We start from the raw sequence: 16088 nt of genomic DNA on the forward strand, positions 1-16088 counted from the left end.
CGAGGACCGCAGATCAATCAGCGCAGACATTCATTTCCAAATGGTAAAAAAATCCTCGCCGAAGGCATCTTTTGACGCATCAAAAGAGTTTTTTGCCTTCGGCGAGGATTTAAGGCCATTTGGAAGCAGCCCGGATTACCCCAGTTCCGCCAAGCGGTTCAGTGCTGCCTGAAGCTGGTCTGCTTCTTCTTGCCGTGCATCCAGATTGCCTTGGGCTTCGGCGACAACTTCGGCAGGGGCGGAGGCCGCGAATTTGGGGTTGTTCAAACGTCCTTTCAGCCCGCCGATTTCCTTGCCAAGCTTGTCGAGCGACTTTTGCAGACGCGCTTTTTCAGCGTCGATGTCGATCAGGCCGGCCAGCGGCAAGCCAAAGCTGGCCCCCGGTGCCGCGATAGAGACGGTGCCTTTGGGGAAAGTCTCTGCCTTATCCAAGGTTTCGACCCGTGCCAGACGTTTGATCATCGCCTCGTTGCCATCCCACGCGGTTTGGCCTGCGGCGTCCATGTCGGTATAAAGCATCGGCACTTTGAGCCCCGCAGGCACGTGCATCTGCGCACGGGCCGAACGAATGGATTCGATCAGCCCGATCACCCAGTTCAGCTCGCGGTCGGCATCGGCGTCCAGCATCTCGGCGGTGCTGTAGGTCGGCCAGTCGCCATGCACCAGCATTTTGGAACGGGTGGCGGTGGTCTGCCACAGTTCCTCGGTGATGTAGGGCATGATCGGGTGGAGCAGCACAAGGCATTGATCCAGAATCCATTTCAGTGTCTGGCGAGTCTCGGCAGCCTCTGGCGCATCGTCTTGCAGCAGGGGTTTGGACAGCTCCACATACCAGTCGCAGACCTTGCCCCAGACAAAGGCATACAGCGCATTGGCCGCGTCGTTGAAACGGTAGTTATCCAATGCGGCGTCGACCTCTTCGCGGACGCGGGCAGTTTCGCCGATGATCCATTTGTTGAGCGTGTGGTCGACCTGGGTGTGGCTGGTGTAGGTCACTGCCTTGACACTATCGTCAAACACGCCGTTCATCTCGGCGAAACGGTGGGCGTTCCACAGTTTGGTGCCAAAGTTGCGGTAGCCGGCGATGCGTTGTGTCGACAGTTTCAGGTCACGCCCCATGGCGGCCATCGCCGTCAGGGTAAAGCGCACCGCATCCGCGCCGTATTCGTCAATCAGGTCCAGCGGGTCCAGCACGTTGCCGAGCGATTTGGACATTTTCTTGCCCTTCTCGTCGCGCACCAGCGCGTGGACATAGACGGTGTCGAACGGCTTTTGATCGACCACGGCGTATTGCATCATCATCATTCGGGCGACCCAGAAAAAGATAATATCGAAACCAGTGATCAGCACCGAGGTGGGGAAGTATTTCGCCAGCTCGTCCGTTTGCTCGGGCCAGCCAAGTGTGCCGATGGGCCAAAGGCCGGAGGAGAACCACGTGTCGAGGACATCGGGGTCGCGGGTGAGTTTTACATATTTTTCAAGATTATGATCCGTACCGTAGCCCATTGAGGGTATTCCATCGCTATCATCAATAGTGATCTCGACATCCGGCCCATAATAATCGCGCGCCATTTTTAGTGCGTCTTGTTCATTTGCGGCGCAAAATTCAATCGGGTCTCTACGGTTCCAAGAAAGCGCAGCGGCGGGTGTATCAGACGCTCGTGACTCCGCAGCGTAACGATCTAGTTCGTCGTTGCTAGGACCAAACCACACGGGGATCTGATGCCCCCACCAGAGTTGGCGCGAGATGCACCAAGGTTCGATATTCTCGAGCCAGTGGAAATACACCTTTTTATCCTGCTCGGGCAGGATTTGGACATCACCATTGCGCACGGCGTCGATGGCGGGTTGCACAATTTTCGAGGTCTCTACGAACCACTGGTCGGTCAGCATCGGCTCGATCACGACTTTGGATCGGTCACCAAACGGCTGCATGATCTTCTTGGGCTCGACCAGCGGGACCAGCGTCTCGTCGCGCTCTTCGCCACCCTCTTCGGGGGCAAGGGGGGCTTTGACCGGCTTGCCCAAGCGCGGATCGGTCGGCGGCACCATGACGGCCAAGCCTTCGGCGGTGATATCGGCGATGACCTTGGTGCGCGCCTCGAACCGGTCGAGGCCGCGGTAGTCTTCGGGCACGAGGTTGATCTCTGTCGCGTCCGCGGGCGCTTCTTCACGGCCATCGGCGATGGCCTGTGCGCGCGCTGCGGCTGCGTCATAGGGCAAGCCGTCGGCGCGCATGGCACCGCGAGTATCCATCAGCGCGTAGAGCGGAATGTTGTTACGTTTGGCGACGCCGTAGTCGTTGAAGTCATGCGCGCCGGTGATCTTGACCGCGCCCGAGCCGAAATTCTTGTCGGGGTATTCGTCGGTGATGATCGGGATGCGGCGGCGCTGCGCCTTGGGGCCGACCGGGATTTCGCAGAGCTTGCCAACGATGGGCGCATAGCGTTCGTCAGAGGTGTGTACCGCGACCGCGCCATCGCCCAGCATGGTTTCGGGGCGGGTCGTCGCGATGGCGATATAGTCGCGTTCTTCGGTCAGCGTTACGTTACCGTCTTCGTCTTTCTCGACGTAGGTGTAGGTCGCGCCATCGGCCAGAGGGTATTTGAAGTGCCACATGTGGCCGTCAACTTCGGTGGATTCGACCTCGAGGTCGGAAATCGCGGTCTCGAAATGCGGGTCCCAGTTGACCAGACGCTTGCCGCGATAGATCAGCCCTTTGTTGTACATATCCACGAAGACCTTGATCACGGCGTCGTGGAAGTTGCCTTCCTCGCCCGCGGGGGCACCCGGCGCACCGGACATGGTGAAAGCGTTGCGCGACCAATCAAGCGAGGTGCCCAGGCGTTTGAGCTGGCCGATAATCGTGCCGCCGGACTTCTGCTTTTGCTCCCAGACTTTGGCGGTGAATTCTTCGCGGGTGAAATCGGTGCGGCGTTTGCCGTCTTTCGCAAGCTCGCGTTCCACCACCATCTGCGTCGCGATACCGGCGTGGTCCTGACCGGGCTGCCACAGCGTGTCAAAGCCGCGCATGCGGTGCCAGCGCACCAGAATGTCCTGCAATGTATTGTTGAATGCATGGCCCATGTGCAGCGACCCTGTCACGTTGGGCGGCGGGATCATGACCGAGAAGGTTTCCTTGCGCGAGGCGTTGGCACCGGCCTTGAAGGCACCGGCGTCTTCCCATGCGGCATAGAGGCGGGCTTCGGCCTGGGCGGCGTCAAAATTCTTGTCGAGGGCCATGATCAGCGTCCTTCTTTTAGCGTAGCGCTTTAAGCTTTGGGATGATCTAGCCGAGCGGGGCGTAAAGGGGAAGGCTGGGGCGTTGAAAACTTGGCGTCGCTGTGCCAGCTTTCGCCGCGCATCGTATGGACATCGCTGGTTTCGCGCTTAAGGTCGGGCGCAAAGCCAAGATGATGATCAAAGGATGCCGCCAGATGGAAAAGTTCGGGAAAAGCCAACCGGTCAAACGGGTTGAGGATGTGCGGTTTCTGACCGGCGAGGGGCGCTATGTGGATGACATTGCGCCTGCCGACGCGCTGCATGCCTATTTCTTCCGATCTCCTGTCGCGCATGGGGTGATCACCACACTGGATGTCACGGATGCGTCCGAGGCAGACGGCGTACACGCTGTCCTGACAATCAAGGATCTGGAAGCTGCCGGCATGGATATCTCTATGGCGGCGACGGTGTTGCAGAACCGAGATGGCAGCGAAGGGGCCAAGCCGTTGCGCCCCATGCTTGCGAAGGACCGTGTGCGTTTCGTCGGGGAACCTGTTGCGGTGGTGATCGCCGAGACGATGAACCAGGCGCGTGACGCCGCAGAGCTGATCATGTTCGAGGTAGACGATCTGCCCACCCATATGACGCTGGAGCGTGGCGGCGAGACGCTGCATCCAGAAGCGCCGGACAATATGGCATTCGACTGGGGCATGGGGGATGAGGAGGCCACGCAAAAGGCATTCGATGCGGCGGCAAAAACGGTCAGCCTGAACGTCGGAGACAACCGTATCATCGTCAACGCGATGGAGCCGCGCGGCTGTTATGCTGAATGGGCCGACGGCAAGGTGCATGTTTCCAACAACGGGCAGGGCGTTTGGGTGCACAAAGGCAACCTCAAACGCGTGTTCGGGCTAGATGACGACCACGTACAGGTGACCAACCCCGATACGGGCGGTGGTTTCGGCATGAAGGCCGCGGCCTATCCCGAATACTTCTCGGTTGCGCAGGCGGCGCGGGCCTTGGGGCGTCCGGTGCGCTGGATGTCGGACCGGACCGAAGCCATGCTCAGCGACAATGGCGGGCGCGATCTGACCTCGCTTGCGGAATTCGCCTTTGACGAAAACAACAAGATCACGGCCTACCGCGTCCGCACCAAATGCAACCTCGGGGCCTATAACAGCCAGTTCGGCCAGCCCATTCAGGCGCTCCTGTTCAGCAAGGTTTTGATGGGGGTCTATGATGTGCAGACCACGTGGCTGCAGGTCGAAGGCTATTACACCAATACCGTTCAGACCGACGCCTATCGCGGTGCTGGCCGGCCCGAAGCGATTTATGTGCTGGAGCGGCTGATGGACCGCGCAGCGCGCGAATTGGGTGTCGACCCGTGGGAGCTGCGGCGGATCAACTTTATCAAACCCGAACAGTTTCCCTATACCTCAGCCACGGGCGAGCAGTACGATGTAGGTGAATTCAACCGCTTGCTGACCCGCGTCGCGGTCGAGGCGGATCACGATGGCTTGGCCGCACGCAAGGCGGCGGATGCGGCAAAGGGGCTGCTGCGCGGGCAGGGGCTTTGCTATTACATCGAAAGCATTCTTGGCGATCCGGCAGAGGGGGCCAAGGTCGAGTTTAATGCCGATGGCACCGTGTTTATCTATGTCGGCACCCAGTCTAACGGGCAGGGGCATGAAACCGTCTATGCACAATTCCTGTCGGATCAGACGGGCATTCCGGCAGAGCTGATCCACGTCATTCAGGGCGATAGCGATCTGATCAAACAGGGCGGCGGCACTGGTGGGTCGCGCTCTGTCACCACGCAAAGCACGGCGACGCTGGCTACGGTGGCCAAGATGACCGATGCGTTTACCGCCTTTCTCTCTGAGGAAATGGGTGTGCCTGCGGCGCAGATTAGCTTTGACGACGAACGCTTTCGCGCAGACGGGTCGAACATGACGCCCACCATGCTGGAGGTCGCCGAGATGGCGCGCCAGAAGGGCCGCGACGATCTGCTGGTGCATCACGAACGCGCAACCCTACCGGGGCGCAGCTATCCCAACGGGGCGCATGTATCCGAGGTTGTGATTGACCCCGAAACAGGCGTTGTGACCGTGGACCGCTATACGGTGGTGGATGATTTCGGTAATCTGATCAACCCGATGCTGGCCGAAGGTCAGGTCCATGGCGGGGTGGTGCAGGGCATTGGCCAAGCCATTCAGGAACATGTCGTCTATGACGAAGACGGCCAACTGCTGACGGCCTCGTTCATGGATTATGCGATACCCCGCGCGGCGGACGTGCCGTTTGTGTCGTTCAACTCTGAACCCGTGCCGTCGACCGCAAACCTGATGGGGATGAAGGGCTGCGGCGAGGCGGGAACCGTCGGTGCATTGGCGGCCGTGTCGAACGCGGTACAAGATGCGTTGTGGGACCGTGGCGTGCGTCAGGCCGACATGCCGTTCACGCCGCATAAAGTGTGGACCTTGCTGAACAACAGCGCAATCGCAGCAGAATAAGCTTGGTTGCATCGGGGCGGGCCAGACGCCCCGATGCCTTCGTCTTAGGTGGCGATCTTCATCACGATACAGGTGGTCGAACCGGTTGCGTAAAGCTTGCCATCCTCGACCCCGCGAATTTCGCCATGCGCGACACCGGTGGAACGACCCACGTGATCGGTGGTGCCGATGCAGTCAATCTGCATGCCCAATGGGATCGAACGCAGAATGTTAATCTTGTATTCCAACGTCGTATAAACCGATCCGCGCGGAACTTTGGTCATTACGGCGCAGGCCATCGCGGAATCAAGCAAGGTACCGTACCAGCCACCATGCACGGTCCCCATGGGGTTGGTCACGTTGAACTCGGGCGTGCCGCGAAACACCGCGCGGCCCTCGGCCACGTCATGCAGCGCATAGCCCAGGGTGCCGCCAATGGGCGGGCCGGGATTGGTGCCGTCCAGAATTTTCTGCATGAACTCCAGCCCGCTAAGCGCAAGCGCTTCGGACTGGCTCAGTAGATCTTGGGGTGTTTCGGCAAGGCGTGGCATAAAAAAATCTCCGGCAGTTGCGTGCCGGAGAAGACTGTTCTGTTCTTGACCCAAGGGCAAGTTGTGCGGTGGTTTTACGCCACGTCGGACAGCGATGTTTGCGCCGTCACCCCAAGGGCACGACAGACGGCGCGGGTCAGTTCCGGCCGGTTGAGCGTGTAGAAGTGCAGATTCTCGACACCTTCCGACACCAGCTCGCTGCACATTTCGGTGCATAGCGCGGTGGACAGCAGGTCATGACGGTCATCGCGGATCGCGGCGGCATAGGCTTCGTCTAATGCTGCTGGCACGCTGGCCCCGCAGCGGGTGGCAAAGTTGCGCGCCGATTTCCAGTTTGTCACCGGCATGATGCCCGGCGTGATCGGTTTGGTGATGCCTGCTGCCGCGCAGGCATCGCGGAACCGCAGGAATGTTTCGGTCTCGAAAAAGAACTGGGTGATCGCCTCGTCCGCGCCCGCGTCGAACTTGCGCTTTAGCCATTCGACGTTTTGCGCCTGATCCGGGGATTCGGGATGCGGTTCGGGGTAGGCACCGACGCGCAGGGTAAACTTGCCGGTATTTGCAAGCGCCTCGATCAGTTCGACACTATCTGCAAAGCCGTCGGCATGGGGGGTAAAGGTCGCTGCACCGTTTTCGGGATCACCGCGCAGGGCGACAATATCGGTCACGCCGATCTCGGCAAAACTATTGGCGACTTCCAGCGTCTCGGCCTTGCTGGCACCCACGCACGTCAGGTGGGCGGCGACGGGCAGCCCGGAGGTGCGGCGCAAAACATGGGCCGAATCATGGGTCAGGTCACGGGTAGATCCGCCCGCACCGTAGGTGACGGAAAAGAAACGCGGAGCCAGCGGTGCCAAGGCCTGCGCCGTATCCCAAAGACGGAACGACGCGTCCACGGACTTGGGCGGGAAGACTTCGAATGAAACGGCGGGGCTGGTCATTTTTACGATCCTGTTTTTAGCTTTCAACTCTTGTCGCACAGATGTGGTTGTGAAACAAACTCATAACTTTCATCTTCAACATGAGGAACGCCTCATATGCATATTGAGTTCCGTCACCTGCGCACCATTCAGGCGATTCACGAGGCCGGCGGGCTGGCCCGCGCAGCAGAGACAATGAACATCACCCAATCAGCCTTGTCGCATCAGGTAAAGGGCTTGGAAGATCAGGCTGGCGTTGAACTTTTCGTGCGCCGTTCCAAACCGCTAAAGCTGTCGCCTGCGGGGTTGCGGTTGCTCAAGTTGGCGCAGCAGGTCTTGCCGCAGCTAGAAGCCGCACAGGCGGAATTCATGGGGTTGCGGGCGGGCAGCACAGGCCGGATGCATATCGCCATTGAATGTCACGCCTGTTTCGAATGGCTGTTCCCTGTGCTTGAACAATTCCGCAAAAGCTGGCCCGATGTGGATGTCGATATCCGCCCCGGGCTGGCCTTTGACGCTTTGCCTGCCTTGCTGCGCGAAGAGGTGGATCTGGTGGTCTCCTCTGATCCCGAAGACCTGCCGGGCGTGAAATTCGTCGAGCTGTTTGATTACAAGGCAGTCTTTGTCGCCTCCAGCACGCATCCCTTGGCGCAGAAGCCTTTCGTTGAGGCGGCGGATTTCAGGGGCGAGACGCTGATCACCTATCCGGTGGAACGCACACGTCTTGATGTGTTCAGCCAGTTGCTGATCCCCGCCAAAGTCGAACCGCTGGCGATCCGGCAGGTGGAGCTAACGGCGGTGATCCTGCTGCTGGTGGCATCAAACAGAGGCGTGTCGGTGCTGCCCGATTGGGTCGTGCGCGAAGTGAAATACAGCAATGATTACGTCACCCGCCCGCTGACCGAGAACGGCATCACCCGCAGGCTTTATGCGGCTGTTCGCGAGGATGATCTGGAGAAGCCGTTTATGACCAAGCTCTTGGGGTTGGCGGGCGAAGAGGCGCGAAAGCTGCAACGGGCCTAGTCGGCGCTGCCCTTAGCGGTGGAGCCGTGGGTCGAGCGCGAAGTCTTCTTGCACTACGTCGTCGTAATGACTGGCCGTCTTTTGCGCGTCAAAGATCAGGTTCCAGCTGTGGCGCGAAACGGTGGACGGGATCAGCACAAACAGGTGATCGCGTAGCAGCGCGTCGCCAAATCCCTTTTGCCCCGCACCATGGGCACCGGGCACCAGCCAGTTCGGGTTGGGGACATCCGCGGCTTGCACCACATGCACCGTCGCTGGGTCGATCACACGGCCTGATGTCAGCACGTGATGCGCGGTGTCCAGCGCCTTGAACCCCTTGTGCACGGCAACCTCGAGGATCGCGGTGGCAGGGTCTAGCGCGGTATAGACAGCCCGCACGCCGGGGCTGTTCCAGCGCCCGCCCACACGGTATGCGCCTTCGCCGCTATGCCAGGTAGGTGCATGCTGCCGTTGATCCAACCGCCAAAAACGCAGTGCGCCTGACCCGAGGGGCGGCGGCAAAGGCGTCAAGCGTAGACCCCGTACTCCATCCGGGTGAGGGCGTTTTCAACGGCTTCGGCCCCCGCGGCCGACGACAGCAGGTCAATCGGACGCCGGTTGTCCAAGCTGATGGCAGGGGCCAGCATCCACGCCTCGGCGGCATCTTGATCGCCTAGAACATCGGTCGCCTGCGCCAGCAGTTCGGCAAAGCGCCACGCTCGGCTGCTTTGCTCGATGGAGAGACGGTCCTTGCCCTTGTCGGCTTTCTTGCGCTGAAGCGTGCGCAGGCTCATACCGATCGCTTTGTTCAGCGCGTCGCCCGAGGACAGCACCGACACAGTATCGACCAGATGCAGCAGCGCCTTAGAAGAGATGCCTTTGACAATCACATCATGCGCCTCAAGCGAGTTGCGCACCGTCTGGTTGATCACCTTGCGCCCGCCCAGCAGGTGGAACGCACGCAGGGCACCATCTGCATCGACATCGATCAAGGGGATTGCATTTTTGTCGGATTGAAAGGCGGTCGCACCCATAGCTGCACTCCTTTTCGTCATGTGTCGTAAAATATATGACACGTGACGCCGTGTTTTTCAAGGGGGCAGGGGGTTGTTCGCCGTAGGTACAAAAGGGGGCAGGGGCGCGTGCGCCCCCGCCCGACTGGTGTTAGCCGACCTTAACGATGGCCTTGCCTTGGTTGCCGCCGGTCAACAGGTCCATAAAGGCTTGTGGGGCGTTTTCGAGGCCCTCGGTGATGTCCTCTTTCACCGCGATGGAGCCATCTGCCACTTTGGGGGCGACTTCCTTGAGGAAATTGGGGAAGTTGTTCCAGTGGTTTGAAATGATGAAGCCATTCACGCTGAGGAAGTTCACCAGGATCGTGCGCCACAGTTTCGGCGCGGTCAGCGCCTCTTCGGCAGCATTCGCGCCCAATCCACCGGCGTTATACCATGCGATCATACCGCAGATCGGAATACGCCCGTGCGGATTCATCATCGGGATAACGGCTTCAAGCACTTTGCCGCCGACGTTTTCAAAGTAGATGTCGATGCCTTTGGGGCAGGCGTCTTTAAGCGCGGCACGCAGCGATTTCGCGTCATCATAGGCGCGGTGGTCGATGCATTCATCAAAACCGAAGTGGTCTTTGGCCATGGCGCATTTGTCCGCGCCGCCCGCGATGCCCACAACACGCAGCCCGTGCGACTTGGCGATCTGGCCAACCATAGACCCGACGGGGCCGGTTGCAGCGGCGACGACAAGTGTTTCACCCTCCTTTGGGCGACCATATTCCATCAAACCTTGCCATCCGGTAAACCCGGGCATGCCCAAAACGCCAAGCGATGTGGTGATCGACACTTGATCAGGATCGACTTTGCGCAGCTGGTTGGCGGGCAGGACGCCGTGCGTGGCCCAGCCCAGCATACCGAACGCATGGTCACCCGGTTTGAAATCGGGGCTGTTAGAGGCAATGACCTCTCCGACCGAACCGCCCTCCATCGTGCCGCCGACCGGCACCGGCGCGGCATAGGATTTCGCGTCATCCATGCGGCCCCGCATGTAGGGGTCAAGCGACATGTATTTAATGCGGACCAGCACTTCGCCGTCGCCGGGTGTGGGCACAGGGCCCTCTTCGAGGCGGAAGTTATCGGCCGTCGGGGCCCCGTCAGGGCGCGATGCAAGCACAATTCGTTTCATCTGGTCGGACATTTTGCTTTCCTCCTTAGCAATGTTTCTGGCACGTTATATGTTAATCGAAGGCAGACAAGAGAACCGTGCGCGCCACGTTGCGTCAGATGATGCTGCCCCCTTGGCAAATGCCGTATGGGGGCTTATACGCACGGCCTGATCCATCAAAGGACACGGAAATATGGTTGGCAGTGCAAATCTAAACATCATGATCAAGGCGGCCCGCCGTGCGGGGCGCGGACTGGTCAAGGATTTCCGTGAGGTCGAGAACCTTCAGGTGTCCATGAAAGGTGCCGGCGACTTTGTCAGCCGCGCTGATATTCAGGCCGAACAGACGCTGAAAGCCGAACTGATGAGCGCGCGCCCGACCTATGGCTGGTTGGCCGAGGAAGGCGGCGGCGAAGAGGGGCAAGACCCCACACGCCGCTGGATCGTCGACCCGTTGGACGGCACCACCAACTTTTTGCACGGGCTGCCGCATTGGGCGGTCTCCATCGCGCTAGAGCATAAAGGCCAGATCGTTGCTGGCGTGGTATTCGACCCCGCCAAGGACGAGATGTTCTTTGCTGAAAAGGGTGCCGGTGCGTGGATGAACGAAGGACGTCTGCGCGTCTCGGGCCGTTCGCGTATGATTGAATCGATTTTTGCCACCGGACTGCCTTTTGCCGGTCGCGCAGATTTGCCAGATACCTTGCGTGATCTGGGCCGCATCCTGCCGGTCTGCGCCGGTGTGCGCCGTTGGGGCTCTGCCGCGCTGGATCTGGCCTATGTGGCCGCCGGTCGCTACGATGGCTACTGGGAGCGCCGGTTGAACAAATGGGATCTGGCAGCGGGCATGTTGATCGTGCGCGAAGCGGGCGGCATGGTCGAGCCGCTGAACCCCGAAGGCAACATTCTGGACGATGGTGAAATCGTCTGCGCCAACGAGGCGCTGTTCAGCGGATTTGCGAAAATCGCTCGCGGTTGATCCGGTTGCCGGGGGCATAATGCCTTCGGCGAGGATTTATACCATTTGGAAGCATCCGTCGGCTATTTGTCTGACGGGTGGTTTATGCCGTCGCTGTAGGGGATCGGTTCCTGCGTCCAGGGCGTGGCCCCTTCGATACACCCCAGATTGACCCCGCATTGCGCCGGGTCGGATCGTCGCTGGTGGTACATATAGATGCCGCAAATTTTACAGAAATAATGCTTCGCCGTATGGGTGCCCCAGGTGTAGAGCGTCAGATGTTCTGCGCCTTTGGTTACCTTGAGCGCACTGGTGATCGCCGTGACGGCCGGTGCCGCGCGGCGTCGGCAGAAGGAACAGGTGCAGCGCGCGGCAGAGGCCAGCCCCTCTGGCAAGGTGGCGGTCAGGGTGACGCTGCCGCAGTGACAGGTCGCGCTATGGGTGCTGGCGGTCATTTGCGTCTTACCTTTGGGATGCGGCTGGCACTGGCGGGATAGGTTGCTTGCGGATGCGGCGGGTGCCCATCGGTGGTCGACCAGAATCGCGGCCCACCCAACCGTAGCCAAAGCGGTATCGTAAGAACCATCCCCACGATAAACCCGCCAGCATGGGCCCAATAGGCCACGCCGCCGACGGTGGGGTCAGCCCCGACGCCGCCGATAAACTGCATCCCCAGCCACAGGCCCAGCATGATCCATGCGGGGATCGGGAAGATACGGAAGAACACAATAAAGATAATCAGGATGTCGACTTTGGCTTTGGGGTACAGCAAGAGGTAGCCGCCCATTACACCTGCAATCGCGCCCGATGCCCCGACTGTCGGGACCGGCGAATAGGGGGCAGAGATCACATGAGCCAGCGCCGACAGCAGGCCGCAGGCGAGGTAGAACAGCAAATAGCCGCCGTGGCCCATTTCGTCCTCTATGTTGTCGCCGAAGATGTAGAGAAACAGCATGTTACCGGCCAGATGCATCCATCCGCCGTGCAAGAACATAGAGGTGAAGATGCCGGTATAGCCGTCCCCCGTAGTGACGCGGCCGGGGATCAGCGCCCAGTCGAAAAAGAAGATGTTGAGCGCACGGTTGTCGCTGAACAGCCCGACATAGCTGAGGAAAACGCCAATATTCACCGCCATCAGCAGGTAGGTGACATAGGGCGTGCGGCCGGACGGGTTGTGATCGCGAATGGGGAACATGGGCTGACCCTTAGCCATTGCGCGGGTGTGGTCAAGGGCGGGCGTCGGAACGCCCGCCCTTGGGTCAGATCAGCCGGCTGCCCCCAACAGCTGCGCGTTCCCGCCAGAGGCGGTGGTGTCGACGCAGACGTGACGTTCTGCGCGGACGCGGGCGGTGTCAGGCAGTCCGCGCAGGAGCGGAATGATCGGCCCGTCGCGTTCAGACAGGGCCTGTTCCAGTTTGCGCGCGGTCGCCTCGTCGCCCCACCACAGTACACCACCATAGGCTGGTCCATCGGTCAGCGCCGTCGGGTCGATGCTGCCCGGAAGCGCGACCGCATTGCCGCCAAGGGCCGTGACCGCGCGGGCTTGCTCGGCTGCGGTGTCTTTGCCCGGGCCCATACACAGCAGCGCCGGACGCGGCAGGGTGCTGAGCCGGTTGGATTCGCCCGTGGGCCCCGGTAGGGTGATGGTTTCGAGGAAGGCTCCGCTGTGATCCGGCAGACGGGGCAGGTCGCTTTGTGTGCTGTCCCATGTTTCGTCTACCACCTTGAGGTCGGGCGCGCTGAAGCGGGGCAGGTAGTTCGGCCCGCCGGCTTTTGGCCCCGTGCCTGAAAGACCTTCGCCACCAAAGGGCTGGCTGCCGACGATCGCGCCGATCTGGTTGCGGTTGACGTAGATGTTGCCCGCCTCGATCCGTTCAGAGATATGTTGCACACGGTCGTCGATCCGTGTGTGCAGGCCAAAGGTCAGCCCATAGCCCGTCGCATTAATGGCATCGACGACCTTGTTCAACTCGGTCGCCTTGAAGGTGGCGATATGCAAAACGGGGCCGAAGATCTCGCGCTCCAGGTCGGCGATGCCCTTCACGCGGATCATTGTTGGCGCGATAAAAGTGCCAGCCGTCGGCGCGGTAAGCTCGGCGATAACCCGACCATCGGCGCGGGCGGCGTCGATATGCTCGGCGATGCCTTTTTGCGCGGTCTCATCGATCACCGGCCCGACATCGCTCGAGATGTCCCAAGGGTTGCCCATAACCAGTGCGTCCATCGCCCCTTCGAGCATTTCGATCACGTCTTCGGCGATGTCTTCCTGAATATAGAGGCAGCGCAGGGCAGAGCAGCGTTGCCCCGCCGATTGGAACGCGCTTTCGACAATGGATTGTACGGCCTGTTCGGGCAGGGCGGTGCTGTCGACGATCATGGCGTTCAGGCCGCCGGTTTCCGCAATCAAGATCGCGCCGGGATCGCAATGTTCGGCCATGGCAGAGCGGATGCGCAGCGCCGTGTTGGTCGAGCCGGTAAAGGCCACCCCGTTGATCCGCTTGTCCGAGGTCAAAGCCGCGCCGACCTCGCCGCCACCGGGCAGCAATTGCAACGCGTGGCGGGGGACGCCAGCGTCATGCAAAAGGGTTACCGCAAGGAAGGCGATCAGCGGTGTTTGTTCGGCTGGTTTGGCCAGCACCGCGTTGCCCGCAGCCAGTGCCGCGCTGACCTGCCCGCAGAAGATCGCCAGCGGGAAATTCCAAGGCGAGATGCAGGTGAAAAGGCCAGCGGGCGGCGTGTTGGTCGCTTGCTGTGCGTAGTAGCGCAGGAAATCCACCGCCTCGCGCAGTTCTGCCACGCAGTCGGGCAGGCCCTTGCCGGCCTCGCGCGACAGCAGGGCGAAAATCTCGCCGTAGTGCGATTCCAGCATGTCTGCCGCGCGTAACAGGACTTCGCGGCGTTCTTCTAGCGGGGCGTCCCACACGGCGGCGTTGTCCAGTGCTTTGGTCACGTCCGCCTCTGAGGCATTACGCACCGTGCCGGGGCTGCGACTGGAGGCAGCGGGGTTGATCAAGCGCACGGCTTTCTTGGGCTTTGCCTCACCGTTCAGGAGGGGCACTGCGGCCCAGCGGTGTGCCTTCCACGGGGCACGGGCAGATTCGATGACATCCAGCGTCGGCGTGTGCATCAGATCGAACCCTATCGAGTTCACGCGCGCAGGGGCGTAAAGTTCGGGGCCGGTCGGGATGTGCATGCCGCTTTCGGCAAGGCTGTCGAACGGATCAGCGGCGACGACCTCGGGGGCGACGTCTTCATCGACGATCTGGTTCACAAAGCTCGAGTTTGCGCCGTTTTCCAACAGGCGTCGCACAAGATAGGCCAGCAGATCGGCATGTGCGCCCACGGGGGCGTAGACGCGACAATGGGTACCGTGTTTCTCCATCACGATGTTGTGCAGAGTTTCGCCCATGCCGTGCAGACGTTGGAATTCGAACTTCGCTTTATCGTCGGCCATGTGCAGTACAGCAGCGACCGTATGGGCGTTATGGGTGGCGAACTGCGGATAAATCCGGTCGGTCATGTTCAGCAGTTTGCGTGCATTGGCGATATAGGACACATCGGTCGCGGCTTTTTGGGTGAAGACGGGGAAACCTTCGACGCCTTTGACCTGTGCGCGTTTGATCTCGGTGTCCCAATATGCCCCTTTGACAAGACGGACCATCAGCTTGCGGTCATGGCGGATCGCCATATCGTAGAGCGCGTCGATCACCACGCCTGCGCGAGGGCCATAGGCTTGTACCACGATGCCAAAGCCATCCCAACCCGACAGCGCGGGTTCGGACAGGACCTGTTCGATTACATCCAGCGACAGGCCCAGACGATCGGCTTCTTCGGCGTCGACGTTCAGGCCCATGTTGGCGGATTTCGCCAGCAGGGCAAGCGCCCGCAGGCGCGGGACCAGATCGCGCATGACAGAGGTCTCTTGCGCCACCTCATACCGCGGATGCAGCGCCGAGAGTTTGACTGAGATGCCGGGGTTCTTGCGGCTGTCTTTGTGAATGCAGGCGGTCGCGATGGCAGAGATCGCACGGCTATAGCTCAGGTGGTAGCGCTTGGCGTCGCTTTCGGTGCGGGCGGCTTCGCCCAGCATGTCGTAGCTATAGGTATAGCCCTTCTTCTCCATGCCCTTGGCGCGTTCCATTGCGGCATTGATGTTTTCGCCCAGAACGAACTGCCGGCCCATTTCCTTCATCGCGCGGCTGACAGCGGTGCGGATCACCGGTTCGCCCAGACGTTTGATAGCAGCCCGCAGGTGGCGCACGGGGCCGGGTTGGTCATCGTCCAGCACGCGGCCGGTCAGCATCAGCGCCCATGTCGACGCGTTCACCAATGGCGAGGTGGAGTGCCCCATGTGACGCCCCCAATCGGACGGCGCGATCTTGTCCTCGATCAGCGCGTCGATGGTTTCGGCATCGGGCACGCGCAGCAGGGCTTCGGCCAGACACATGAGCGCGACACCCTCGTCGGTAGACAGACCGTATTCGGCCAGAAATACTTCCATGATACCGGGGGAGGTGTGGCCCCGGATGTCACGCACGATCTGTGCAGCGTCTTTGGTGATCTTGACCCGTTCCTCTGGCGACAGATGCGCGTTGCGCACCAGTTCACGCAAGACGTTGTCTTGGTCGGTGTAGGTGCCTGCGTCGATCTGGTGGCGCAAAATAGGGGACGAATCGCGTGCCATTAGGTACTCCAATTAACAATTGCAGTAGAATAGCGCGTGAATAGTAGTATTAGTTCCTGATTCCGGCCAGATTGGTGGGTAAACCGC

12 protein-coding genes are annotated in these 16088 nt (G+C 60.5%); 3 read left to right on the plus strand and 9 right to left on the minus strand.

Going from position 1 to position 16088, the window contains the following annotated elements; translation table 11 throughout:
• Positions 1 to 135 precede the first annotated feature (135 nt).
• The gene (locus tag GLP52_RS01135) at positions 136 to 3243 is read right to left on the minus strand and encodes a valine--tRNA ligase (RefSeq protein ID WP_237271368.1); all 3108 of its coding nucleotides are present in this window, start codon (positions 3241 to 3243) and stop codon (positions 136 to 138) included.
• 194 nt (positions 3244 to 3437) lie between these two features.
• Here GLP52_RS01135 and GLP52_RS01140 point away from each other — a divergent pair, with 194 nt between their 5' ends.
• A complete protein-coding gene (locus tag GLP52_RS01140; protein WP_237272625.1) occupies positions 3438 to 5735 on the plus strand; it encodes a xanthine dehydrogenase family protein molybdopterin-binding subunit in 2298 nt (765 codons plus the stop codon).
• 44 nt (positions 5736 to 5779) lie between these two features.
• Here the strand turns inward: GLP52_RS01140 and GLP52_RS01145 are convergent, their stop codons facing one another.
• Together GLP52_RS01145 and metF are read right to left on the minus strand one after the other, a co-directional pair.
• Entirely contained in the window at positions 5780 to 6265 is a 486-nt protein-coding gene (locus tag GLP52_RS01145; RefSeq protein WP_237271369.1) for a PaaI family thioesterase, read from the minus strand.
• 74 nt (positions 6266 to 6339) lie between these two features.
• Positions 6340 to 7206 (minus strand): methylenetetrahydrofolate reductase [NAD(P)H], encoded by an 867-nt coding sequence (metF, locus tag GLP52_RS01150; RefSeq protein WP_237271370.1) that lies wholly within the window; start codon positions 7204 to 7206, stop codon positions 6340 to 6342.
• 96 nt (positions 7207 to 7302) lie between these two features.
• Here metF and GLP52_RS01155 point away from each other — a divergent pair, with 96 nt between their 5' ends.
• Complete coding sequence (locus GLP52_RS01155) at positions 7303 to 8208, plus strand: LysR family transcriptional regulator (RefSeq protein ID WP_237271371.1); 906 nt, start codon at positions 7303 to 7305, stop codon at positions 8206 to 8208.
• 12 nt (positions 8209 to 8220) lie between these two features.
• Here the strand turns inward: GLP52_RS01155 and GLP52_RS01160 are convergent, their stop codons facing one another.
• The 3 genes from GLP52_RS01160 to GLP52_RS01170 form a co-directional block, all read right to left on the minus strand.
• Positions 8221 to 8718: an RES family NAD+ phosphorylase gene (locus tag GLP52_RS01160; RefSeq protein ID WP_093732392.1), complete on the minus strand. Its 498-nt coding sequence runs from the start codon at positions 8716 to 8718 to the stop codon at positions 8221 to 8223.
• On the minus strand, positions 8715 to 9221 hold the full coding sequence (gene parS, locus GLP52_RS01165) for a type II RES/Xre toxin-antitoxin system antitoxin (protein ID WP_093732393.1): 507 nt from the start codon (positions 9219 to 9221) through the stop codon (positions 8715 to 8717). The genes GLP52_RS01160 and parS overlap by 4 nt, the downstream gene beginning before the upstream one ends.
• A gap of 130 nt (positions 9222 to 9351) precedes the next feature.
• Entirely contained in the window at positions 9352 to 10392 is a 1041-nt protein-coding gene (locus GLP52_RS01170) for an NADP-dependent oxidoreductase (protein WP_237271372.1), read from the minus strand.
• Between the two features lie 160 nt (positions 10393 to 10552).
• Between GLP52_RS01170 and GLP52_RS01175 the strand changes: the two genes are divergently transcribed.
• The gene (locus tag GLP52_RS01175) at positions 10553 to 11338 is read left to right on the plus strand and encodes an inositol monophosphatase family protein (RefSeq protein ID WP_093732395.1); all 786 of its coding nucleotides are present in this window, start codon (positions 10553 to 10555) and stop codon (positions 11336 to 11338) included.
• Positions 11339 to 11400: 62 nt separating this feature from the next.
• On the opposite strand, the gene GLP52_RS01180 is transcribed toward GLP52_RS01175, so the two are convergent.
• The 3 genes from GLP52_RS01180 to putA form a co-directional block, all read right to left on the minus strand.
• On the minus strand, positions 11401 to 11772 hold the full coding sequence (locus tag GLP52_RS01180; protein ID WP_093732396.1) for a GFA family protein: 372 nt from the start codon (positions 11770 to 11772) through the stop codon (positions 11401 to 11403).
• Positions 11769 to 12512, minus strand: a complete 744-nt coding sequence (locus tag GLP52_RS01185) for a rhomboid family intramembrane serine protease (RefSeq protein WP_093732397.1) — start codon at positions 12510 to 12512, stop codon at positions 11769 to 11771. The genes GLP52_RS01180 and GLP52_RS01185 overlap by 4 nt, the downstream gene beginning before the upstream one ends.
• A gap of 69 nt (positions 12513 to 12581) precedes the next feature.
• Complete coding sequence (gene putA, locus GLP52_RS01190) at positions 12582 to 16001, minus strand: bifunctional proline dehydrogenase/L-glutamate gamma-semialdehyde dehydrogenase PutA (protein ID WP_237273317.1); 3420 nt, start codon at positions 15999 to 16001, stop codon at positions 12582 to 12584.
• Positions 16002 to 16088: the final 87 nt, after the last annotated feature.

The sequence above is a fragment of the Sulfitobacter sp. M22 genome (assembly GCF_021736025.1).
Classification (GTDB): Bacteria; Pseudomonadota; Alphaproteobacteria; order Rhodobacterales; family Rhodobacteraceae; genus Sulfitobacter; species Sulfitobacter litoralis.